Raw genomic sequence first — 22,292 nt, forward strand, 5'->3', positions numbered from 1 at the left:
ATCATGGCGGACGAGCAGGCCGGCTGGCGCGTCGTCGTCGGCTCCGATGACGCGGGGCTGGACTACAAGGACGTGCTCAAGGCCGATTTGGAGAAGGACCCCAGGGTGGCCTCTGTGGTCGACGTGGGCGTCGGTTCCGACGAGCACACCGACTACCCGCACGTCGCCGTCAACGCCGCGCGCAAGGTCGCCGCGGGTGAGGCGGACCGGGCGCTGCTGGTGTGCGGCACCGGGCTCGGCGTGGCGATCAGCGCGAACAAGGTGCCGGGGGTGCGCGCGGTGACCGCGCACGACAGCTACTCGGTGCAGCGCTCCGTGCTGAGCAACAACGCCCAGGTGCTGTGCTTCGGGCAGCGCGTGGTGGGCCTGGAGCTGGCGCGGCTGCTCGCGGCGGAGTGGCTGGACCTGCGCTTCGACGAGAACTCGGCGTCGGCGCAGAAGGTCGCGGCCATCGGCGAGTACGAGGGTGGCTCCACCGGCGGGACGTGTTGAGCCCGTTGCTGGTCGAGGAGCGCGCGGAGGTCATCCGCATCGCCCAGAAAATGATCACCGATGGTCTGGTGGTGGGCACGTCCGGCAACGTGTCGGTGCGCAGCGGTGAGCTGGTCGCGGTGACACCGTCCGGAGTGGACTACGACGGTCTGACCGTCGGTGACATCGCGGTGGTCCGGCTCGACGGCACCTTGGTCGAGGGCGATCTGCCCCCGACCTCGGAGCTGCCGATGCACCTGACGGCCTACGTCGAGCACGGGGTGCAGGCCGTGGTGCACACGCATTCCCTGCACGCCACGGCGTTGTCGTTGCTGCGCGACGACGTCCCCGCGGTGCACTACCAGCTGGCGGAGATGGGCGGTGTGGTGCGGGTCGCCGAGTACGCGACCTTCGGCACCGATCAGCTGGCCCGCAACATGTCGGCCGCGCTGGAGGGCCGGGGCGCGTGCGTCCTGCGCAACCACGGCACGGTCGCGGTCGGTTCGACGCCGGCCGCGGCCTACAACCGGGCCCGGCAGCTGGAATGGCTCAGCGAACTGTGGCTCACGGCGCGGCGAGCAGGTGAACCGAGTCTGCTCGACGACGAGGAACTGTCCCGCTGCGCAGCCCAGTTCCACCACATCAGCGCCCGCTGACCGCAGTGCGGCGACGCCTGACGCGGCCACCACACCCCGCCAGAGCGTCGCCGCACCAAGGGCCCACCCCTGTCTTGTCAGCGGCGAAGCCCGCGAAGGCGCGGCGAAGCAAGCCTGCCTCGCGGCCGAAGGCCGTGCCTTGCGGCGAAGCCGTGCTCGGATGCGCGAAGCGCATAGCCCACGTCGAGAAGCCGCTCACCCGCTGAGGTTCCGCTACCGGGCAACCTGAGCGAAGTCACCCCGACGCCCCGGGAAAAGAAGCGAAGTACGCCGCTGCCATGTCTTCGTTGCCGTGGCCTGCTTCTGCTGCGCGGCGAAACCGTTCGCGCACGGCTTCGGCCACGTCGAGCCGCAACTCGCCGGCCGCTTCGGCGATGAGGCTCGCGTCCTTGTGCGCGCCGCTCACGGTGAACGAGGGGGTGTAGTCCCCGGACACGATGGCGCCGCCCTTGATGTGGGCGTACGGGGAGTCGACGGCACCGCCGGAGATGGCGTCCAGGAACAGTTGTGGCCGCACGCCGAGGGATTCGGCGAGCGCGATCGATTCTCCGACGGCGTTGGTCAACGACAGCACCCAGTTGTTCGCGGCGAGCTTGAGCCGAGTCCCGTCTCCGTGCGCCGCGTCCGCGCCGAGCCACAGGGTGCGGGCACCGACCGCGTCGAACACTGGTCCCGCCTGGTCGCGGATCTGTTCCGGTCCGGCGGCGAGCACCGTCAGCGTGCCTTGCACGGCGGGACCGCGGGTGCCGAGCACGGGTGCGTCCACCAGGGTCAGCTCGCCCGCGATCTCGGCGATCTCGGCGATGCCCGTCAGGCCGATCGTCGCCATCTGCAGCCATGGGGCGCCCGCGGGCAGTTCGGGGGCGGCGGCGCGCCCTGCGGCGGCGGTCGATTCCGCGTCGAGCAGCATCGTGACGAGCACGTCCGCGCCGCGCGCCGCGTCGGCCGGGCTTTCGGCGATGGTGGCGCCGTCGGCGGCGAGTTCTTCGGCGCGGGACCGGGTCCGGTTCCAGGCGCGCACCGCGAAGCCGTGCGCGAGCAGGTTGCGCACCATCGGTGCGCCCATCGTCCCGGTTCCGAGGAAGGCCACGGTTGTCATCGTTCGCGTCCCAACATGTCGCTGATCGTCGGAGCGGGGGCCGGAGCCGCCCTGCGCTGATTGTGCGCGTCCGCCCGGCCCCCGTCCGCCGGGCGCTGCCGCGGCGAGTCCATGACCTTGGCTGGATCTTGTCGCTAAATGGCGTTGCCGCCACTCGAAACGCCGCTGGGCGCGCCGCATGCTTGTGGCAGCTCACCGAACAGCCTTCGAGAAGGGAACCCGACGATGCGTGCACTGCTCACCGCTTGCGGGAACGTCGTCCGAGACTTCGCCTACGGCATCGATGCCGGTCACGCCATCAAGCACGGGGCCGCTCCGGCTCCGCAGCCCGCGCTGCGGGTGGCGAGCCGGCGTCGCGCCGAGGCGCCGATCCGCACCCGCGTCCACCGCCCCGTCAGCGCCCGGTTGGAAGTGGCGGGATAGGGGCCGGTCCCCGCGGGACGGTCCGCGGGGACGTCCCGTCGCCATCCGGGACACCACGCCGACAGGAGGTGCGACACCGGCGGCCCCGGTTGCGGCAGACCATTTCGATCACCTGTTCACCGGTACCCGGGTACGTCTGATCGGACGTGGTTCGCGGGACCGAACGGACCTCGCCGACCTTCGGCGGATTCAGCGGAGCTCACTGGCCTCGGATCCGCTCCTGCTCTCCTACCAGTGCCGATGTCCGGAAAACCCGCATTCGCGGGTCCCGCCACCTGGGCGGGAACGCGGATCGAAGCGGGAACGGCATCTCTTCCGGGACCCGGATGCTGACGCATCCGGGCCGTTAGAGTGAGCTGGTTTCGGTCGTATCGGTTCTCCCAGTTCAACGGGCTTCGCGGTCCGAGCAACTGCCAGGAGGAGACGGAGAATGCAGGCACGGTTGTCCCCCGAGTCGGTCGCGCTGTACAAGTTCGCGGTGTCCACTCCGTCCTGGACGAACGGGCAGGCCGCGCGTGAACTGGGCCTGACCGAACGCGAGGTGGTGGACGCCGAGCAGTTGTTGCTGGCGCTGCGGCTGCTGCGCGTGTCGCCGGACGGCCAGCGCGAACACGACGCCGTGGGCCCGGAAACGGCGCTCGCGGAGCTGTTGTACGACGACGAGGCGGAGATCCGTCGCAGGCAGGTCGAGCTGGCGCGGATGCGTGGCGAGGTGATGTGCCTGCTGCCGACCTACTACGAGGGTCGGCGGGCGCAGCGGCGGCACGAGGCGATCGACGTGATCGAGGACGTCGCCACCATCAACCAGCTGATCGCCGACAGCGCCCGCCAGGCCGCCCAGCAGGTCCTGATCGCGCATCCCGGTGGAGGTATGGACGCCGGCAACATCGACCGCATCCTCCAGGTGGACTTGGACATCCTGGCGCGCGGAATCGAACTGCGGATCCTGCTGCAGCACTCGACGCGGTCGCATCCGCCGTCGCAGGAGCACGCCAGGAAGGTCTCCGAAGCGGGTGGGCTGATCAAGACGGTGCCGATCGTGCCGCGCCGGCTGCTGGTCTACGACCGGGAGGTCGCCTACATCCCGCTGGACGGCGGGGACGTCTCGAAGGGCGCGCTGCGCATCAAGGAACCCGCGGTGGTCGACTTCGTGACCGCCACGTTCACGTCCATGTGGGATGCGGGGCGACCGATGGGGGTCGGTCCCGACGACGAGGTCGACGACATCCGCTCCGAGCTGACGCGTTCGATCCTGGGGCAGCTGGCGACCGGGGCGAAGGACGAACTGATCGCGCGGCGACTGGGGATGTCGGTCCGGACCTGCCGCAGGCACATCGCGGCGATCATGTCGCACCTGCGGGCGGAGAGCCGGTTCCAGGCGGGTGCTCTCTCGGAGCACCTCGGCCTGCTCGAAGACGAGGGGTACCGCTGATTCGGCGTATTTGCACCCTCGCGATGCGGGTGCGCGTGGTAGTTCGCTGCCAGTCAGGAAGCTGACAGCCGACGTATCTGGACTTCGTTGCGAAGCACGCACGATGATTGTGTCACCGAGGCAAGGGGTTAATCGAAAGTCTCGGAACCACAGTCGCAGCACTTCGCAAAAAAGGGGACCACAGTGAACGCGAAGACCACTTCCATGGTGATCATTGCCGGCGCGCTCGTTTTCCCGCACGTGGCAGAGGGAGGCACCCCGGGGCTCGCCGGTGGTTCCGCCATCGTGTCGGAATCCGCTCTGGGATTCGGCGCGCAGGACGGCAACGGCAACGGCTGGCGGATGACGAACGCGGTGTGAGCGCCTCCCACTTTGCGACGAGGACATGAGGCGACCAGGCCCGGGAATGAGGATGTGGTGAACCCGAACAAGGTGCGCAGCCACGTTGAGATCGACCACGTCGTCGGCCCGTCGGACACCGCGCAGCGCTGGGGCGGCGATCTCCCGGTGCTGGCGACCCCGGTTCTGGTGTGGTTGAGCGAGGTCGCCGCCGTCGAATCCCTCGAAGCGGCGCTCGACGAGGACGAGGCGAGCGTGAGCGTCCGGCACGACGCGCGGCAGCTGACCACCGTCGTCGAAGGCAGTGCCGTGGTCGTCCGGGTCACCTCCGTCGGCGCCTCCCCGCGGGTCGCCGTGTTCGACATCGAGGCGAGCGACCACAACGGGATCATGTTCCGCTCGATGCACGTCCGGGAGATCGTCAAGGTGCACGGTTCGGACGACGTCTGCCACGGTTACCGCGGGTTGTTCGGCGTGCGCTAGTCCGCCGCGAAATCCGGTCGGCAGCCGGACGCCGATCGGGTCCATTCGGTGCCGCGGACGGCCGAACCGCACCCCGTCATTCTTCTCCCTCGCGCGACCGCATCAGCCGTTGAATGCGATTTAGAGAATTATTCCCCGGAAGCAGTGCGCCCTGAATCGTTCCTTTCTCGTTCGGTGGCCGCTGTTCGAGTGAAGGCGAATTCAGGCTATCCGGAAAGTGGGCGACATGGACGTGGAACTGATCGTGTTCGACTGCGACGGCGTGCTCGTAGACAGCGAACGGCTCAGCGCCGAGGTGCTGCGGGACATGGCAGCCGAACTGGGGATCGCCTTCACCTCGGGCGCGGCGCTGGAGCACCTCCGGGGACGCAAGGTCGCCGAGTGGGTGGCGGAACTGGCCGGCCTGCGCCGGGGCGGGGTGCCCGCCGACTTCACTGACGAATTCCGCAGGCGCACGGCCGAGGCGTTCGACGCGCAGCTGGTCCCGGTACCGGGAGTGCGCGAGGTCCTCGACGTCGTGGACGTGCCCTACTGCGTCGCGTCCAGCGCTCCGCTGCACAAGATCCACCACACGCTCGGGCTCACCGGACTGCTGTCGTACTTCGGCGACCGCGTCCACAGCGCGTACGAGGTCGGTTCCTGGAAACCGGACCCGGACCTGTTCCTGCACGCCGCCCGCGACGCCGGGGTCGACCCCGCGCACTGCGTCGTCGTCGAGGACAGCGTTCCCGGCGTCCGCGCCGGAGTCGCCGCAGGCATGACCGTCCTCGGTTACGCCCCGCCCGGCAGCGGGATGGGCCCGGTGCTCGCGGAACGTGGCGCGCACCCCTTCCCCGCGATGTCCGAACTGCCGCGGTTGATCGACCGGCTGCGGAGCTCGGGAGGTCTCGTCGACGCGGTGGCGCACCCGTCCGCCGCGTCCTGAACGTCCTTCACCGGTACGAGAAGCGAGGTTGATCCACTTGTCACGCGTTTTGGAAAAGCTGCAGCGCACCCACGACACGGCCGAGATCTGGTGGGACTCCTCACCGCTCGACTTCCCCGCTTGGCGCGACGGGCTGCTCGCCTCCGCGCCGGACTCCGCGACCCGCGAGCGCTGGGCCGGGCGGCTCGACCGGTTCCTGGATCCCGAGGATCCGGGCAGATCGCTGGTGCGGGGGGTGACGACGAACCCGTCGCTGGTGTCGGCGAGCGTGCTCTCCGGTTCCCGCAAGTGGGCGGGGTGGTTGCGCGAAACCGGGCTCACCGACCCTGAGGACGCGTTCAGCACCGTCTACGAGGAGGTGCTGCGCCGGGCCGCGAACCACATGCGACCGCAGTGGGACGCCACCGAGGGCCGCTACGGCTGGGTCTCCGGCCAGCTCGACCCGCGGGTGATGTTCCAGGCACAGCGGATGCGGGAGCAGGGCAGGAGGTTCGCCGCGATCGCGCCGAACCTGATGGTGAAGGTGCCCGGCACCGCGCAGGGCTACCAGGTGGTCCGCGACCTGGTAGCCGAAGGCATCTCGATCAACGGGACGTTGTCGTACACGGTGCCGCAGTTCGCGGCCTGCGTGCGAGCGGTCGAGGACGGGTTGGTCGAAGCACGGGCCGCAGGCCGAGACCTCTCCCGGTGGCGCGCGGTGTTCACGCACATGATCGGCCGGTTCGGCGCGAACGTCGACCTGCAGCTGGAGGCCGCCGCGCGGGGCATCACCTTGGAGACCCGCGACCTGCGGTGGGCGGAACTGGCGATCCTCAAGCGGATCCACTCGATGATCCGGCAGCGCGGGCTCCCGATCAAGCTGCTGCTGTCGAGCCTGCAGACCGACGATCCCGCCGACGGCTGGCTCAGCGCTCACCTGGAGCAGAGCGCGGGTGCGGACATCGCCTACACCTGCAAGCCGTCGTTCATCGCGGAACTCCTCCGCCGCGAGGACGAGTTCGGCGAGTTCCGCCCCGGTGCCATCGACGACGAGGTGCCCGACGACGTGCTGCGCAAGCTCGACCGGCTCCCGTCGTTCCGCGACGCCTACGCCGTCAACGGCATGGCACCCGCGGAGTTCGGGCAGTACGGCTGCTTCATCTCCACCTACGCCGAGGTGATGCAGAACAACCGGGCGCTGCTGGACTTCGCCGCCCGCCAGGCGCACCAGGGAGACCGGCACCGGACGCCGCTGCTGGCGGCCTCCAGCTGACCGTCCAGGGATCACGACTACGCAAGGGAAAGAGGAACATGCACCGGTCCATCACGTTGTGGAGCCATCCCCGTTCGATGTCGACGGCGCTGGAGCGCTCCTTCATCGAACGCGGGGACTTCACGGTCTTCCACGAGGAGTTCGCCTACCTGTTCTTCGTGCACGAGCAGCGCGCCGACATCCCGCACAAGAACCCCGACCCCGACCACCCGATGACCTATCCGGACATCCGGGACCGCATGCGCGCCGCGCGCCGCGAGGCCCCGGTGTTCCACAAGGACTTCCCCTACCACGCCTTGGAGGAATTGCTGGCCGACCCGGAGTTCCTGCTGGGGCAGACCAACACCTTCCTCATCCGCGACCCCGCGGAGGCCGTGCTCTCGCACGCCACCGTGCACCCCGGTCTCACCCGCGAGGTGCTCGGCTACGAGCAGCTGGCCCGGCTGTTCGACGAGGTCCGCGAGCTGACCGGCGAGGTCCCGGCGCTGATCAACGCCGCCGACCTGGCCACCGACCCCCAAGGCACGCTCGCCGCCTACTGCGCCGCGATCGGGCTCGATTTCCGCGCAGAGGCGCTGAACTGGTCCTCCGGCGAGGCGCCGGAGTGGAAGACGTGGAGCGGCTGGCACGACGACGTGGCGGCCAGCAGCGGTTTTGCGAAACCCGCGCGCAACTACCGGTTCTCGCTGGCCGACGAGCCGCGGCTGCGGGAGTTCGTGGACCACTGCCAGCCCTACTACGACCACCTCGACCGGTTCCGGATCCACCCCGCGCCGCGCGGCGCGTTCGACATCCCCGAACAGGCGGGGCGGCCCGAGATGGAGACGACGCCATGAGCATCGAGAAGGTCATCATCACCGGCGGCGCCAACGGCGTCGGACGTGCCCTGGTGCGGCGCTGCCTCGACGACGGCCAGACCGTGATCGCGGGCGACATCGACGAACCCGGCCTCAAGGCCCTCGCCGACGAGCACGCGGGCCGGCCGCTGGAGGTGCACACCGTCGACGTCGGCGCGCACGAGTCCTGCGACGCGTTCCTGGACGTGGTGCTCGCCGCGCACCCCGAGGTGACCGGCCTGGTGAACAACGCCGGGCTCTACCTGGGGCAGCCGGTGCAGCAGTACGACGACGCCACGATCGACCGGGTCATCGACGTCAACGTGAAGGGGCCGGTGTGGCTCTCGCGCCGGTTCGCCGGGCACGTCATCGCCGAGGGTCGCCGCGGCGCCATCGTCAACCTCGCCTCGGTGGCAGGTGAGGTCGGCAGCTCCGATGCGCTCTACGGCACGGTGAAGGCCGGTGTGATCGGCCTGACCAAGTCGAACGCGATGAACTTCGCCCCGCACCTGCGGGTGAACGTGGTCTCGCCGGGCCTGATCATCCGGACGGCCATCGCCGACCGGATCCCGGACTACCGCTACGCCGAGTACAAGCGCCAGGAGCAGCTCGACGGCGACATCACGCCCGAAGCGGTGGCCGACGTGTGCGCCTACCTCCTCAGCGACCGGTCCGCGCTGATGACCGGAGCAGTCCTCCGCGCCGACAACGGCTGCTACCCGCGCTGAGGAGCCTTCGCGGGCGGTTCGGGCAGCGGCTCCGCCGCTGGCGAGACACCGATCGACTCCGTTGCGCGAAGACTTCCGAGCGGAACTCCGCCGCCCGTCCCGCGCGGGCGGCGGAGTCCCCGCGCCGAATCCGTCCCGCATTCCCTCCGAGGAGGACGCATGAACGACCGATCCGCATCGGACAAGCCGCTGATCATGTTGGTGGGCATGGGAGATCTGTCCTCCCGGGTGCTCACGATGCTGCTGAACGACCCGGCGACCTCGCGCCTCGTCGTGGCCGGACGCGACGTCGAGGCGATCCGGCGCCGGGCGAACCTCGCCCGCTTCACCGCCGCCAACCTGGGCGTGCACGGCACCGTCGACGCCGTTCACGTCGACCTGCACGACGTGGACGCCACCGCGGAGACGCTGGCCCGGGTGCGCCCGGACATCGTGTTCATGGGCGCCTCGTTGCAGTCGTGGCGCATCATCACCGGCCTGCCGCCCGCCGTGTTCGACGAGCTGGACCAGGCCCAGTTCGGTCCGTGGCTGCCGATGCACCTCACCCTCAACCACCTGCTGATGCGAGCGGTCCAGAGCTCCGGCGCGCAGCCGGTCGTCGTCAACGCAGCGTTCCCGGACGCGGTGGGGCCGGTGCTCGATGCGGTGGGGCTCGCCCCGACGGTCGGCGTCGGCAACGTCGCCAACATCATCCCGGCGCTGACGTTCGGGTTCGCCGACGAGCTCGGCGTGGACCCGGCGGCGGTGCGGCTGCGGCTGGTCGCCCAGCACTACTTCAGCCACTACGTTCCGCGCGCCGGCGACGCGGGCGGCGGTTCCTACCACCTCGACGTGGAGGTCGACGGACGAGCCCCGAGCAGGGACGTGCCGCACACCGACGTGTTCGGGCAGCTCAACGGCAGGCTCAAGCGCCTCGGCGGGGTGGACGGCCAGCTGCTCACGGCGTCCTCGGCGGTGCGGGTGCTCACCGGCATCGCCACCGACAGCGGGATCCACGCCCACGCCCCGGCACCGGGCGGTCTGCCCGGTGGTTACCCGGTCCGGGTGGGCCGCCACGGCGCGACCCTCGACCTGCCCGCCGGACTGCAGCGAGCCGAGGCCGTCCGGATCAACGAGCGCTGCCAGGCCGCCGACGGCATCGAGCACATCGACGCCGACGGCACCGTGACCTTCACCGAACCCGAGATGTCGATCATGCGGCGGTTGCTCGGCTACGAGTGCAAAACCATGAAGCTCGCCGACAGCGCGGACCACGCCGACGAGCTCGCCGCCAAGTACCGGGCGTTCGCCGCGGTGCACGCGTGACCGGGCCCGCCCGACCTCTCGTCCACTCCCAGCTCCGGAGGACATCATGACCGCACGCGCGACCACGCCCGAACCCGCCGTCGAAGACGGTGCGGGCCAGTACGTCCAATCCCTCGTGGACCACTGGGACGAGCTCATCGACTGGGAGCAGCGCAAAGCCGGTGAAGGCGGGTTCTTCGACTCGCTGCTGTCCCGCGCCGGTGCCCGCCGGGTGCTCGACGCGGCGGCCGGGACCGGCTTCCACTCGGTCACCCTCGCCGAAGCCGGCTACGACGTCACCGCCACCGACGGCAGCCAGGCGATGATCGACCGCGCCGCGAGCAACGCGCGATCCCGCGGCGTGCGGCTGCCGACGATCCGCAGCGACTGGAACGACCTGCACGACACCGTCGACGGCCGCTTCGACGCCGTGCTGTGCCTGGGCAGTTCGTTCCCGCACCTGTTCGACCCGGCGGAGCGCGCCGCAGTGCTCCGCGAGTTCCACGACGCCCTCGAACCCGGGGGAGTGCTCGTCCTCGACCACCGCAACTTCGACGCGATCCGGGCGCACCGCTACCGCAGCAGCGGCAACTACTACTACTGCGGCGACGGGGTGCAGGTGTCGGTGGCCCACGTCGACTCCGAGCGATGCCGGTTCCGCTACGAGTTCGCCGGGCGGGTGACCCACCACCTGGAGGTGTACCCGGTGCTCGCCGACGAACTCGCGGACCTCTTGCGCGAAGCCGGATTCGACTCCGTCGAGCGGTTCGGCGACTTCCACGCCGAGTACGACCCGTACGCGGCCGACTTCATCATCCAAGTCGCCCGCAAGGCCTAAAAGGATCACCTCATGAACGCATCAACGCACCATGTGCGCACGCAGCGCAGCCCGCTGATCGGCTTCGTCGTCACGGTGCTGCTGACGAGCTTCGTCGCCGCGACCTACGGTTTCGGCTTCTACCTGTTCTCGCAGATCGTGACGGACATGCGTCTCGACCTGGGGTTCGGCTTCACCGCGGTCGGCACCATCACGGCCGCCGGTCAGCTCGGGTTCCTGGTGTTCGCCCTGTTGGGGACGTGGCTGTCCACCCGCATCGGTGGCGGCCAGATGACGCTGGGCTCGGCGATCCTGTGCGGGCTGTGCCTGCTACTGGTCCCGGTCACCGACAACATCGTGGTGATCGGCGTGCTGCTGACCATCCTCGGCGGCACCGCCGCGTCGGTGTACGTGCCGCTCGTCGAGATCGTCGGGCGCATCATCGACTACAAGCACCGCGGCAAGGTGCTCGGGCTCATCTCCAGCGGCACCAGCTACGGCGTGTTCGTCAACAGCATGCTGGTGCCGTCGTTCGTCAGCGACGACAACTGGCGCGGGCTCTGGTACTCCGTCGGATTCGGCACGCTCATGGTCACCGCGGTCGCCGCGTTCACCTTCTGGCGGATCGGCATCCTGTCCAATGCGGACACGACGGCCCCCACCGGCGGCGCGGCGCCCGACAGCGCCAAGGCCGGCTGGAAGATGGTGCTGGTCCGCTGGGTCGTGATCGTCTGGGTGATGAAGTTCCTCAACGGCTTCGCGTCCATGCCGTTCCAGAACTACTTCTCCCCGTACCTGCGGGAAGATCTGGGCTTCGACATCGAGTTCGCCTCCTACGCCTGGGGTGTCATCGGAGTCGTCGGCATGGTCGCCGGGTTCGCGGTCGGCTGGCTCTCGGACAAGATCGGCGTTCGTGCCGCGCTCGTCCTGTGCTACTCGTGCTTCTTCATCGCCGCCGCGCTGCTCGTCGTGGCGCCGGTGGGCGTGCTGCCGATCGTGTCCGGAGTGCTGTTCGGGCTCGCCTTCTACCCGATCTACGGCCTGGTTCCCGCCTACGTGGCCAAGACCGCCAGCGGGGCCGCGGCGACCATCATCTTCGGCGTCACCAACGTCACCCAAGGCGTCGGCGGCATCGCGGGCAACTACCTGGCCGGTGCGCTGAAGAACCTCACCGGCGGATTCATGTGGTACTACGTCGTGATCGCCGTGACGACCGTGGTCCTCGGAATCCTCACCCTCCAGCTCCCGCGCGAAGGATCCGTCGCCGGCGGACCCGATCAGGACGCGCCGGACCCCACTCCCGAAGCCGCCGACCCGGCGCCCGTTGCGGCGGCCCGTCCGATCACGGAGGTAGTGCGATGACCCTTGCTCCGAGTTCCCCTTCGCCCACCACGACCGGAACCCGTTGGTGCACCTGCCGTCCCGGCGCGACGGTGTGGCTGACCGGCCTGCCCAGCGCGGGCAAGACCACCCTCGCCCTCGCCCTGTCCGCGGTGCTGCGCGAGGAGGGCCGCCGCGTCGAGGTGCTCGACGGCGACGTCATGCGCTCGACGCTGTCGGCGGGCCTGGGCTTCTCCCGCGAGGACCGCGAAGCCAACGTCGCGCGGATCGGCCTCATGGCGGAAGTCCTGTCCCGCAACGGAGTGCTCACCCTCGTCCCGGTGATCGCCCCGTTCGCCGAGAGCCGTGCCGCGGTGCGCGAGCGCCACGACCGCAGCGCCACGAACTTCCTCGAAGTGCACGTCGCCACGTCGGTGCAGCTGTGCGAGGCCCGTGACGTGAAAGGCCTCTACGCCAAGCACAAGGCGGGCCGGCTCACCGGGCTCACCGGGGTCGACGCGCCCTACGAAGCGCCGGCGCGGCCGGACCTGCGGATCGAGACCGACGCGCACAGCGTCGAGGAATCCGTGGTGAGCCTGCGGGCGCTGCTGTTCCAGAGGGGGTTGGCATGACCACGGTGGCCGGACCGATCACCGACATCGCCGAACTCGCGGGCGGCCTGTCGCACCTCGACGTCCTCGAATCCGAAGGCGTGCACATCATCCGGGAGGTCGTGGGGGAGTTCGAACGACCCGTGCTGCTGTTCTCCGGCGGCAAGGACTCCATCGTGATGCTGCACCTGGCGCTGAAGGCGTTCGCCCCCGCACCCGTCCCGTTCGCGCTGCTGCACGTCGATACCGGGCACAACTTCCCGGAGGTGCTCGAACACCGGGACCGCACCGCCGCGCGGCACGGGCTGCGGCTGCACGTGGCGTCCGTGCAGGAGTTCATCGACCAGGGGAGGCTGCGCGAACGTCCCGACGGCACCCGCAACCCGCTGCAGACCGAACCGCTGCTCGACGCGATCCGCACCGGCCGGTTCGACGCCGTGTTCGGCGGCGGGCGGCGCGACGAGGAGAAGGCGCGCGCCAAGGAACGCGTGTTCTCGTTGCGCGACGAGTTCGGCGGCTGGGACCCGCGCAGGCAGCGGCCCGAGCTGTGGCAGCTCTACAACGGCAGGCACGCCCCCGGCGAGCACGTGCGGGTGTTCCCGCTGAGCAACTGGACCGAACTCGACGTGTGGCAGTACATCGAGCGGGAGCGCATCGAACTGCCCGAGATCTACTTCGCGCACGACCGGGAGGTGTTCTCCCGCGCGGGGATGTGGCTGGCGCCCGGCGAATGGGGCGGGCCGCGCGAGGACGAGCGGCTGGTGAGCCGGACCGTGCGCTACCGCACCGTCGGGGACATGTCCTGCACCGGCGCCGTCGAATCGGAGGCGGACACGGTGCCCAAGGTGATCTCCGAGATCGTCGAGTCCCGGATGACCGAGCGCGGTTCCTCCCGCGCCGACGACAAGCTGTCCGAATCCGCCATGGAAGACCGCAAACGTGAGGGGTACTTCTGATGGGCGTCACCGAGCAGACCCGCGCGATGTCGTTGCTGCGCTTCGCGACCGCCGGTTCCGTGGACGACGGGAAGTCCACTCTCGTCGGCCGGCTGCTGCACGACTCGAAGTCCGTGCTCTCCGACCAGCTGGAGTCGATCACCCGCGGTTCGCGCCACCTGGGCGAGACCGCGGTGGACCTCGCGCTGCTCACCGACGGCCTGCGAGCCGAACGCGAGCAGGGCATCACCATCGACGTCGCCTACCGGTACTTCGCCACTCCGCGCAGGCGGTTCATCCTGGCCGACACGCCCGGACACGTGCAGTACACCCGCAACATGGTGACCGGGGCGTCGACCGCCGACCTGGCCGTGGTGCTCGTCGACGCCCGCCACGGCCTCGTCGAGCAGACCCGGCGTCACGCCGCGGTCGCGGCGCTGCTGCGGGTGCCGCACCTGGTGCTCGTGGTGAACAAGATGGACCTCGTCGGGTGGTCCGAGCAGCGGTTCACCGAGATCGTCGACGAGTTCGTCGCCTACGCCGCGTCGCTGGGCGCGGACGACGTCCTCGCCATCCCGATCTCCGCGCTGGAGGGCGACAACGTCGTGCTCCCGTCGCGGCACATGGACTGGTACGGCGGGCCGACCGTGCTGGAGCACCTGGAGGCGGTGCCCGCCGACCGCGACCCGGCGGCTGATCCCGCGCGGTTCCCCGTGCAGCACGTGATCCGGCCGCAGACCGCGGCGCACCTCGACTACCGGGGCTACGCGGGCAGGTTGTCGTCCGGGACGCTGCGGGTCGGCCAGCGGGTGACCGTGCTGCCGTCCGGGCTCACCAGCACCATCGCCGCCATCGACGTCCTGGGAGTGCCCGCCGCCGATGCCCGCGCGCCCCAGTCGGTGACGGTGCGGCTGGCCGATGACCTGGACGTGAGCCGCGGCGACCTCATCGTCCCCGCCGAAAGCCCGCTGCGGCCCCGGCGCGACGTGTCCGCGACCGTGTGCCACCTGCACGACCGGCCGCTGGTGCCCGGCAGACGGGTGCTGCTCAAGCACACGACCAGGACGGTGCAGGCGATCGTGCGGGACATCGAGTACCGGCTCACCCCGGAGACGCTCGGCCGCACACCCGCTCCGGAACGGCTGGAGGTGAACGACATCGGCGGTATCGCACTGCGCACCGCGGAACCGCTGCCGGTGGACTCGTACGCGGCATCGCGCACCACCGGATCGCTGCTGCTGATCGATCCGTCGGACGGCGCGACGTTGGCGGCCGGTATGGCATCGGAGTGATCGGCGATTCGCATTCCCGCGGGGCTGGCATACTTTCCGGTCGAATAGTGACGACGATCCGGAAAAGTTGACGAGGAGCTTTCGTGCAGGAGTGGGAACTCGGTCGAGTCCACCGCAGCAGCATCGGCGATGTTCGCTGGGATCGCCTCGGCGAAGAGGAGAAGGAACCGGTCGTGCTCTTGCACGGCACGCCCTTCTCCTCTTTTGTCTGGCGAGGCGTCGCCCGCGCGTTGGCGCCGCATTTCCGGGTGTACGTCTGGGACATGCCGGGTTACGGCGCGTCGGACAAGCACGACGGCCAGGACGTGTCGCTGGCCGCGCAGGGGCAGGTGTTCGCGGAACTGCTCCAGCACTGGGAACTGGACCGGCCCGCCGTGATCGCGCACGACTTCGGCGGCGCCGTCGCGTTGCGCGCGCACCTGCTGCACGGCGCGCGGTACGAGCGGCTCGCCGTGGTCGACCCGGTGGCGCTCGCCCCGTGGGGATCGCCGTTCTTCCGGTTGATCGGGCAGCACGTGGAGGTCTTCGAACAGCTGCCCCCGGCCATGCACCGGGCGCTGGTGCGCGAGTACATCAGGTCGGCGAGCCACCGCGGCCTCGACGACGCCCTGGTCGACGCGCTGACCGAGCCGTGGCTGGGGGAATCCGGGCAGCCGGCGTTCTACCGCCAGATCGCCCAGGCGGATCAGCGCTACACCGACGAAGTGCAGCACTCCTACGGCGAGCTCGACCTGCCCGCGATGGTGTGCTGGGGAGCGGAGGACACCTGGATCCCGGTGCAGAAGGGCCACGAACTCGCCGGACTCGTTCCCGGCGCGCAGTTGCGGGTGATCCCGGGAGCGGGGCACCTGGTGCAGGAGGACGCGCCCGCCGAACTGGCAGCGGCCCTTTTCGCATTCCTCCGCGACCGGTGAGCGAGCTGTCCTCGTTTGCCGGTCGAGGTGGTCAGGTGAAGAACCTCGGCTGTCCTCGCGAGAATGCAGCTGAGAACCTGCGGCGGATCCTTCTGCGGCTCTTCGCAGATGTGCGCGTGGTGCCTGCCGGTCGGTCCTGACGCACTTCAAAGTGCCTTTTGTAAGCCTTCTCCTGCTCATTCACGATGGGGTTACGAACTACTGGTGAGGTGAGCAGGGTGGTTGAGCGGCTAATGCAATCCGAGGAGGCGCAGGTCGTCGTCGAGGTGTGGTCCGACCTGGGCTGCCCGTGGTGCTACGTCGGGAAGCACCGACTCCAGGCCGCGATCGCGCAGCGCCCGGACGAAGCTCGGTTCGAGATCGCAATGCGGTCGTTCGAGCTGGACCCGGGCGCACCGCGGGAGCCGGAGAAGAACGAGAAGAGCTTCATCCGCGCGCACGGCGGCACCGCCGCCGACGTCCTCCGGGCCGAGCGCCGGATGCAGGTGATCGCGCGCGAGGAGGGGCTCGAGTTCTCTCCGGACCGGCTGAACGCCAACACGTTCGACCTGCACCGCGTGGTCCAGTTCGCCAACGACCAGGGCCGCGGGTTCGAGTTCTTCTCGGACGTCCAGAACGGCTTCTTCGCCGGCGCCCTCGACCCCCACGCCCCGGGCGTGCTCGCAGGCGTCGCGGAGGCGGTCGGGCTGGACGGGCAGCGAGTCCGCGAGATCCTCGCTGGCGACGAGTACGCCAACCGCGTGCGCGCCGACCGGACCGAGGGCCTGGAGCTGGGTGCGACCGGCGTCCCGTTCGTCGTCTTCGGACGCCGGGTGGCCGCCCCGGGCGCCCAGGAGGTCCCCGTCTACGGCCGGTTGCTGGAGCGAGTAGCGGGGCCCGTGCCGAGTGAGCGCGTGTCATGAACGAGGCGAAGGACGGGTTCGAGATCGTGGCGACCCCTCCAGCGGGCGATGCGATCCTGCTACCGGAACGTGCTGCATCGACACCGACGACGAGGCAACGACCGTGGAAACGAGCGATGAGCACCGGCGGCTCAGCCTGCCGACGCGCTGACCTTGGTCTTGCCTCGGCCGACTCCTGTGAGTTCACTGGCCGCCCGGTTGCCGGCGATCTCGCCGTGGTGGGCGGCGGCCCAGCCGGCCATCGCCATCACCGCATCCATCAGGGACCGGCCCAGATCCGTCAGCTCGTACTCCACTCGCGGCGGGACCTCGGCGTACGCGGTCCGCGTGATCAGACCATCTCGCTCGAGGTTCTTGAGCGTCTGGGTCAGCATTCGCTGCGAGATCCCGGGGATGCTCGCCTGTAGTTCGGAGTAGCGCAGCGTCCCGCCGCCGAGCGTGCTGATGATCAACACGGTCCACTTGTCGCCGATCCGGTCGAGCACCTCGCGGATGAACGCGCTGTCTTCGGGCCATGCCTGACACGGCCCGCTGATGCTCGTCGGTGCCACCATCTCGTCCGCCTCCCGTGGGGGCTCACCAGCTTACAGACCTTTCAGCCTGTTACCGCACGATCAGTAAGTAGCAGCCGATCGAACTCGCGGGGCCACCTCGCCGCGCGATCATGGAAAGGGAGACCCGCCATGCCCACCATCGCCATCGTCGGAGCCGGACCCGGACTCGGCCTGTCCATCGCCAAGGCCTTCGGGGACAACGGATTCTCCGTCGCGCTCGTCGCCCGCACCCAGGAGAAGCTCGATGCCCTCGCCGCTGAGCTGAACGAGGCCGGGATCGAGGCCGCCGGCTTCGCCGCCGACGTCATGGACCCGGCCTCGGTCGCCGCCGCCTTCGACCTGATCAAGGAGCGCTTCGGAGCCGTGGACGTCCTGGAGTACTCGCCCGCCCCGCACACCCCCGTCCCCGGCCTGAGCAACCCGGCCCCGTTGCAGGCGAGCAGAGCGAACATCCAGCCGCAGATCGACTACTACCTCTACGGCGGGATCGCAGCCACCGAGCAGGTGCTGCCCACCATGATCGAGCGCGGCAGCGGCACGATCCTCTACACCACCGGCGGCACTTCCCAGGACCCGCTCGCCGGGCCCGCCGAGTTCACCACGACCACCATCGGCAGCGGTGCGCTGCGCACCTACGCGTTGAAGCTGCACCAGGCGACCGCGGGCACCGGTGTGCACGTCGCGCACGTCCCGATCTTCGCCTGGATCGGCACCGGCGGGCCCGAGACCCAGCCCGAAACCATCGCTCAGCACTACTGGACCGCCCACACCACGCGCGACGGAGCTGAGCAGCCCTACGTCGCCCTGTGACAGGACGGTCGCCTGCTCTCTCGCGCGCGGGCACTACGCGCTTCGGCGCGCGAGATTCTTCGGGTTCTCGGGGGCCTGCGGGGTGTGGAACATCCGGCGGTACGCCGATGGGGAGGTCCGCATGATCCTGCTGAAGTGGTACCGGTAGGTCACCACGGATTCGAAGCCGACGGCCTCGGCCACCTCGTCCACCGAATCGCGGGTCTTCTCCAGCAGCGGCAGGCTCGCGCGGACTCGCTGCGAGGTGAGCCAGCGCATCGGCGAACTCCCCGTGGTGTGCGCGAAGTGCCGCAGGTAGCTGCGCTCGGACATGTGCGCCGCGCCCGCCATCAGCTCGACCGTCAGCGGTTCCTTGAGGTGCTCCAGCGCCCAGTTCATGCTCCGCGCCACGCCGTCGTTCTCCGGTGAGCCGGCCACCGGCGACTCGACGTACTGCGCCTGCCCGCCTTCCCGGTGCGGCGGGATGACGAGCCTGCGGGCGACGGTGTTGGCGAGGTCGGCGCCGAGGTCCTTGCGCACCAGGTGCAGGCACAGGTCGAGGCTCGCCGCGCTGCCCGCGCTGGTCAGCACGTCGTCCTCGTCGATGTACAGCGGCGCCGGGTCGACCTCCACCAGCGGATACCGGGTGCGCAGCAGGTCGGCGTAGCGCCAGTGCGTGGTGGCCCGGCGCCCGTCCAGCACTCCGGCGGCGGCGAGGGCGAACGCCCCGGTGCAGGTGGACACGAGCCGGGCGCCGCGGTGGCGGGCCGAGCGCAGCGCCTCCACGAGTTCGGCCGACGGGTGCTCGTGCGGGTCCGCGCGGCTGGTGACGATGACGGTGTCGGCGGCGGCGAGGTCGTCGAGACCGTGCGGTGTGCTCATCACGGCCCCACCGGCCAGCGGCACCGCCCCGGGCGCTTCGGAGCACACGGTCAGCTCGTACCGGCTCGGGATCAGGTCGAGCAGGTAGTGGCCGAACACGGCGGAGATCACGCCCAGCTCGAAGGGGGCCGTCCCGGTGGTCGGCAGCACCGCCACCCGGTGCCGCCGTTCGTGCCGCTCACCCGAAGTCGCCATGGCGTCATCTTAGCGTACTGCGTGGTTACCGCCAGGCCTGTTCAGGGGAAAGCACCGGCGAGACCCTGCGGCGGGCGACCGGGCACGGCCGTTAACGAGAAGGTCATGGCAGGTCGACGCGGGGAAACATCCGGCCCGCACCGTGAAGACATGACAGCTGAAGGCGGGAACGGGGCGGAGTCCACCGCCGCGCGCCGCGGGGGAACGTGGACGCGCGAAGTGGTCGAGCTCGCCGCGCTGTGCGCGGTCGCCGGGATCGTGCACCTGATCGGCGCCGGGCCGCGCGCCTTCGACCTGGCGGCCTGGGGGCTCGTCACGCTCGGCGCGCTGCTCGTGGCGGGCGCGGCGCTGCACTCGACCTGGCCGCGCGGCGGCGGTTACCCGGCGGCCGATTCCGCCACCGAACGAGGATCCCCGGGTACGGACCTCGCGGGCGGCGAGCGCGCGCTGTGGCGGTTGCGCGCGTCGGTGTCCGACAGCCCCGGACGGCTCGCCGACGTGGCACGGGGACTCGCCGGACTGGGCGGTGACATCCGCGCGCTGCACGTGCACCCGGTCGCGGACGGAGCCGTCGACGACGTGCTCGTGCACGTGCCCGCGACGGTGGGGGAGGGCGATCTGATCCGGGCGGTCGCAGCCGCGGGTGGCCGCGACGTCACAGCCCGCCGCGCGGAGGTCCGCGAACTCGACGACGTCCCGACGCGGACGCTGAACCTGGCGGCGGACCTGGTCGATGGGCGCGGAGACCTGGAGCGGGCGTTGCGCAGCACGCTCGGCGCGATCGAGGTGCGCTGCCAGGAGGAACCGCACCCCGCGGCCGGGCTCGACGGCGTGGCGAGCGGGGTGATCTGCCTGGCCGCGCCCGGCGGTGGCGCGCTGGTGCTGGAGCGGACAGGTGCCGCGTTCACGCCGGCCGAGTTCGCGCGGGCGCGGGCGATGGTGGAGCTGGCCGCGGCCTGCCGCAGGCGGCTGCGCCCGGAGAGGCAGGCACTGACCACCACCGACGGTGCGCGGCTCACCGTGCGCGTGGCCGGCCGCGAGGATCTGGACCTGGTCACCGAGTTCCACACCCGGTGCTCGCCGGCCGCGCGGTACCGCCGCTACTTCAGCGCGGGCCCGCCGGGCGGTGAGCGCGGAACGCTGCGCCTGCTGACGCCCGCGCTGGGCGGTTCGCTGCTGGTGCAGGGACCGGACGGTGAGGTCGTGGCGGTGGGCAACCTGATGCGCGAGGGACGGACCGCGGAGGTCGCCCTGCTGGTCCGCGATGATTGGCAGCGCCGCGGCATCGGCACCAGGCTGGCCGCGAAGCTGGTGGAGCAGGCGGAGGCAGCGGGGCTCGCCACCGTCCAGGCCCACACCCGCGTCGACGACACCGCGATCGCCCGCACCCTGCGAGCGGCCGGGCTCAAGCTCGTCGGCGTCCCCGAGCCGGGCGAGTGGAGCTGGTCCCGCTCGCTGACCGGCGCCCGCTGAACCTTCCGGCCCGCTCGCGACGCGCAGGTCGGCGGCGGTGGCTGTCACGATGGGCCGATGGACGAGGACGTCATCCCGATCATCAGGGTGGAAGCGGCCGACGTGGCGCTGAAGTGGTACGCGCTGCTCGGCTTCACCGCGCAGTGGGAGCACCGGTTCGAGCCGCACCTGCCCGCCTTCGTCGAGGTCATGCGCGGGGGAGTGCGCCTGTTCCTGTCCGAGCACGAAGGCGACGCTCGTCCCGGCACGCTGATCTACCTGCGGGTCAGCGACGTGGACGAGATCGCCGAGCGCTTCGGGATGCGCCCGGAACCGACCCCGTGGGCGCGGGAGATCGAACTGCACGACCCCGACGGCAACCGCCTCCGCATCGGCACCCCGCTGGGGTGAACGACCCGGCCCGCTGAGCGGATCATTCCGGCTAGGTCACCAAGCCCGGTCGGTGGCGGCGGTGAGGAGTTCGGTGAGCATGCCGTGCACGTGGTTCGGGACGCGCATCGCGGCCAGCGCGTCGCGGGCCGAGTCGGCGCGGCGGGTGATGAGGCGTTCGCATTCGGCCAGCGCCCCGCTGTCCACGACGATCGACTGGATGCGCCGCACCTGCTCGTCGTCGAGGTCGCCCGCGGCGAAGGCGCGGTCGACCTCGTCCAGCTGCGCGGCGTCGGCGCGGCGCCGGGTGGTGGCCAGCAGCACGGTGGGCTTGCGGGTCCGCAGGTCGTCGCCGACGGGCTTGCCGGTGATCGCGGCGTCGCCGAACACGCCGAGCACGTCGTCGCGCAGCTGGAACGCCTCGCCCAGCGGCAGCGCGTAGGCGGTGTAGGAGTCGAGCAGCGCCGCGTCGGCCCCGGCGAGCAGACCGCCCAGGTGCAGCGGGCGCTCGATGGTGTACTTCGCCGTCTTGTAGTGGATGATCGTGCACGCCCGTTCCACGGAGTGCGTGGACCGGGCCTGTTCGGCGACGTCGAGGTATTGGCCGAGCACGAGCTCCGCGAATGACTGCGCCACCATCGGCTGCACGGCGGCCAGCCGCTGCTGCGGGAGCCCGCTGGAGCCGAGCAGCTCGTGGAACCAAGCCAGGCACAGGTCGCCCAGCAGCAGCGCCACCGAGGTGCCGAACAGCTCGGAGGAGCCGCGCATCCGCTCGGTGTGGTGCAGGTCCGCGTGCTGGCGGTGCAACGACGGGGCACCACGGCGGGTGTCGCTCTCGTCGATGATGTCGTCGTGGATCAGCGCGAACGCGTGCAGCAGTTCCAGCGCCGCGGCGGCGGCGATGATCCCCTCGTCGTCGGCGTCGCCACCCGCCCCGCGCCAGCCCCAGTAGCAGAACGCGGGCCGCAGCCGCTTGCCGCCGATCAGGAAGCTTCGCAGCGTGTCGATCGCCGCGGCCCACTGCGCCCGCCCGGTGTCGTCGGCGGCCATCGCCCGGTAGCGGTCCTCCTGCATGTCGAGGAACCGGGAGAGGGCCGCGTCGACCCGTTCGCGGACCCCGTCCACGTCCACTGCATGGGTCGGGGCGGGGAACGTGGTGGTCATCTGCACTCCCTGGAGCGGCGAACCGGTCGGCTCATGTGGATTGGTCGTCCACAAAACTAGGGTTCGCGGGGGTGCGGGGGCATCGGCCGTTGTGCCCGTGATGATCTCCGCCGAACGGTCGGCCGAACGGTCATTTCCGGGCCGTTC

General features: G+C 70.4%; 25 protein-coding genes. 21 read left to right on the forward strand and 4 right to left on the reverse strand.

Going from position 1 to position 22,292, the window contains the following annotated elements:
• The first annotated feature begins 3 nt into the window (after positions 1-3).
• Both OOZ19_RS22535 and OOZ19_RS22540 read left to right on the forward strand, forming a co-directional pair.
• On the forward strand, positions 4-492 hold the full coding sequence (locus OOZ19_RS22535) for a ribose-5-phosphate isomerase (RefSeq protein WP_266092191.1): 489 nt from the start codon (positions 4-6) through the stop codon (positions 490-492).
• Complete coding sequence (locus tag OOZ19_RS22540; protein WP_266092141.1) at positions 486-1,127, forward strand: class II aldolase/adducin family protein; 642 nt, start codon at positions 486-488, stop codon at positions 1,125-1,127. Before OOZ19_RS22535 ends, OOZ19_RS22540 begins: the two co-directional genes overlap by 7 nt.
• Positions 1,128-1,362: 235 nt before the next feature.
• Here the strand turns inward: OOZ19_RS22540 and OOZ19_RS22545 are convergent, their stop codons facing one another.
• On the reverse strand, positions 1,363-2,226 hold the full coding sequence (locus tag OOZ19_RS22545; RefSeq protein WP_266092142.1) for an NAD(P)-dependent oxidoreductase: 864 nt from the start codon (positions 2,224-2,226) through the stop codon (positions 1,363-1,365).
• Positions 2,227-2,451: 225 nt separating this feature from the next.
• Between OOZ19_RS22545 and OOZ19_RS22550 the strand changes: the two genes are divergently transcribed.
• The 16 genes from OOZ19_RS22550 to OOZ19_RS22625 all read left to right on the forward strand — a co-directional run bounded on the left by OOZ19_RS22550 (position 2,452) and on the right by OOZ19_RS22625 (position 16,719).
• Complete coding sequence (locus OOZ19_RS22550; protein WP_266092143.1) at positions 2,452-2,649, forward strand: hypothetical protein; 198 nt, start codon at positions 2,452-2,454, stop codon at positions 2,647-2,649.
• A 430-nt stretch (positions 2,650-3,079) separates the two neighbouring features.
• Positions 3,080-4,081, forward strand: a complete 1,002-nt coding sequence (locus OOZ19_RS22555) for a LuxR C-terminal-related transcriptional regulator (protein ID WP_266092144.1) — start codon at positions 3,080-3,082, stop codon at positions 4,079-4,081.
• 183 nt (positions 4,082-4,264) lie between these two features.
• Positions 4,265-4,441, forward strand: a complete 177-nt coding sequence (locus OOZ19_RS22560; protein ID WP_266092145.1) for a hypothetical protein — start codon at positions 4,265-4,267, stop codon at positions 4,439-4,441.
• Positions 4,442-4,498: 57 nt separating this feature from the next.
• Positions 4,499-4,903, forward strand: coding sequence for a thioesterase family protein (locus OOZ19_RS22565; protein WP_266092146.1), 405 nt, complete (start codon positions 4,499-4,501; stop codon positions 4,901-4,903).
• 226 nt (positions 4,904-5,129) lie between these two features.
• Positions 5,130-5,828: an HAD family hydrolase gene (locus tag OOZ19_RS22570; RefSeq protein ID WP_266092147.1), complete on the forward strand. Its 699-nt coding sequence runs from the start codon at positions 5,130-5,132 to the stop codon at positions 5,826-5,828.
• A gap of 37 nt (positions 5,829-5,865) precedes the next feature.
• Positions 5,866-7,080 (forward strand): transaldolase family protein, encoded by a 1,215-nt coding sequence (locus OOZ19_RS22575; RefSeq protein ID WP_266092148.1) that lies wholly within the window; start codon positions 5,866-5,868, stop codon positions 7,078-7,080.
• Between the two features lie 38 nt (positions 7,081-7,118).
• Complete coding sequence (locus OOZ19_RS22580; RefSeq protein WP_266092149.1) at positions 7,119-7,916, forward strand: sulfotransferase-like domain-containing protein; 798 nt, start codon at positions 7,119-7,121, stop codon at positions 7,914-7,916.
• A complete protein-coding gene (locus OOZ19_RS22585) occupies positions 7,913-8,644 on the forward strand; it encodes an SDR family NAD(P)-dependent oxidoreductase (RefSeq protein ID WP_266092150.1) in 732 nt (243 codons plus the stop codon). The genes OOZ19_RS22580 and OOZ19_RS22585 overlap by 4 nt, the downstream gene beginning before the upstream one ends.
• A gap of 159 nt (positions 8,645-8,803) precedes the next feature.
• Positions 8,804-9,949, forward strand: coding sequence for a hypothetical protein (locus OOZ19_RS22590; protein ID WP_266092151.1), 1,146 nt, complete (start codon positions 8,804-8,806; stop codon positions 9,947-9,949).
• A gap of 46 nt (positions 9,950-9,995) precedes the next feature.
• Positions 9,996-10,766: a class I SAM-dependent methyltransferase gene (locus OOZ19_RS22595; RefSeq protein WP_266092152.1), complete on the forward strand. Its 771-nt coding sequence runs from the start codon at positions 9,996-9,998 to the stop codon at positions 10,764-10,766.
• A gap of 12 nt (positions 10,767-10,778) precedes the next feature.
• Positions 10,779-12,107 (forward strand): MFS transporter, encoded by a 1,329-nt coding sequence (locus OOZ19_RS22600; RefSeq protein WP_266092153.1) that lies wholly within the window; start codon positions 10,779-10,781, stop codon positions 12,105-12,107.
• Positions 12,104-12,697 (forward strand): adenylyl-sulfate kinase, encoded by a 594-nt coding sequence (cysC, locus tag OOZ19_RS22605; protein WP_266092154.1) that lies wholly within the window; start codon positions 12,104-12,106, stop codon positions 12,695-12,697. Before OOZ19_RS22600 ends, cysC begins: the two co-directional genes overlap by 4 nt.
• Positions 12,694-13,632, forward strand: a complete 939-nt coding sequence (gene cysD, locus OOZ19_RS22610) for a sulfate adenylyltransferase subunit CysD (RefSeq protein ID WP_266092155.1) — start codon at positions 12,694-12,696, stop codon at positions 13,630-13,632. Before cysC ends, cysD begins: the two co-directional genes overlap by 4 nt.
• Complete coding sequence (locus OOZ19_RS22615) at positions 13,632-14,903, forward strand: sulfate adenylyltransferase subunit 1 (protein ID WP_266092156.1); 1,272 nt, start codon at positions 13,632-13,634, stop codon at positions 14,901-14,903. Before cysD ends, OOZ19_RS22615 begins: the two co-directional genes overlap by 1 nt.
• Before the next feature lie 83 nt (positions 14,904-14,986).
• Complete coding sequence (locus OOZ19_RS22620; protein WP_266092157.1) at positions 14,987-15,817, forward strand: alpha/beta fold hydrolase; 831 nt, start codon at positions 14,987-14,989, stop codon at positions 15,815-15,817.
• 218 nt (positions 15,818-16,035) lie between these two features.
• On the forward strand, positions 16,036-16,719 hold the full coding sequence (locus OOZ19_RS22625; protein ID WP_266092158.1) for a DsbA family oxidoreductase: 684 nt from the start codon (positions 16,036-16,038) through the stop codon (positions 16,717-16,719).
• 131 nt (positions 16,720-16,850) lie between these two features.
• Here OOZ19_RS22625 and OOZ19_RS22630 read toward each other — a convergent pair whose 3' ends face one another.
• Positions 16,851-17,273 carry a winged helix-turn-helix transcriptional regulator gene (locus tag OOZ19_RS22630; protein WP_266092159.1) on the reverse strand — a complete coding sequence of 141 codons (423 nt, stop codon included), beginning with the start codon at positions 17,271-17,273 and terminating at the stop codon, positions 16,851-16,853.
• Between the two features lie 129 nt (positions 17,274-17,402).
• Here OOZ19_RS22630 and OOZ19_RS22635 point away from each other — a divergent pair, with 129 nt between their 5' ends.
• Positions 17,403-18,083 carry an SDR family NAD(P)-dependent oxidoreductase gene (locus OOZ19_RS22635; protein ID WP_266092160.1) on the forward strand — a complete coding sequence of 227 codons (681 nt, stop codon included), beginning with the start codon at positions 17,403-17,405 and terminating at the stop codon, positions 18,081-18,083.
• Between the two features lie 33 nt (positions 18,084-18,116).
• On the opposite strand, the gene OOZ19_RS22640 is transcribed toward OOZ19_RS22635, so the two are convergent.
• Complete coding sequence (locus OOZ19_RS22640) at positions 18,117-19,139, reverse strand: GlxA family transcriptional regulator (RefSeq protein ID WP_266092161.1); 1,023 nt, start codon at positions 19,137-19,139, stop codon at positions 18,117-18,119.
• Between the two features lie 150 nt (positions 19,140-19,289).
• Here OOZ19_RS22640 and OOZ19_RS22645 point away from each other — a divergent pair, with 150 nt between their 5' ends.
• Entirely contained in the window at positions 19,290-20,612 is a 1,323-nt protein-coding gene (locus tag OOZ19_RS22645) for a GNAT family N-acetyltransferase (protein WP_266092162.1), read from the forward strand.
• A 57-nt stretch (positions 20,613-20,669) separates the two neighbouring features.
• The gene (locus tag OOZ19_RS22650; RefSeq protein ID WP_266092163.1) at positions 20,670-21,002 is read left to right on the forward strand and encodes a glyoxalase superfamily protein; all 333 of its coding nucleotides are present in this window, start codon (positions 20,670-20,672) and stop codon (positions 21,000-21,002) included.
• 36 nt (positions 21,003-21,038) lie between these two features.
• Here OOZ19_RS22650 and OOZ19_RS22655 read toward each other — a convergent pair whose 3' ends face one another.
• Entirely contained in the window at positions 21,039-22,145 is a 1,107-nt protein-coding gene (locus OOZ19_RS22655) for a polyprenyl synthetase family protein (RefSeq protein ID WP_266092164.1), read from the reverse strand.
• Between the last annotated feature and the right edge of the window lie 147 nt (positions 22,146-22,292).

The sequence above is a fragment of the Saccharopolyspora sp. NFXS83 genome, assembly GCF_026241095.1.
GTDB lineage: Bacteria > Actinomycetota > Actinomycetes > Mycobacteriales > Pseudonocardiaceae > Saccharopolyspora_C.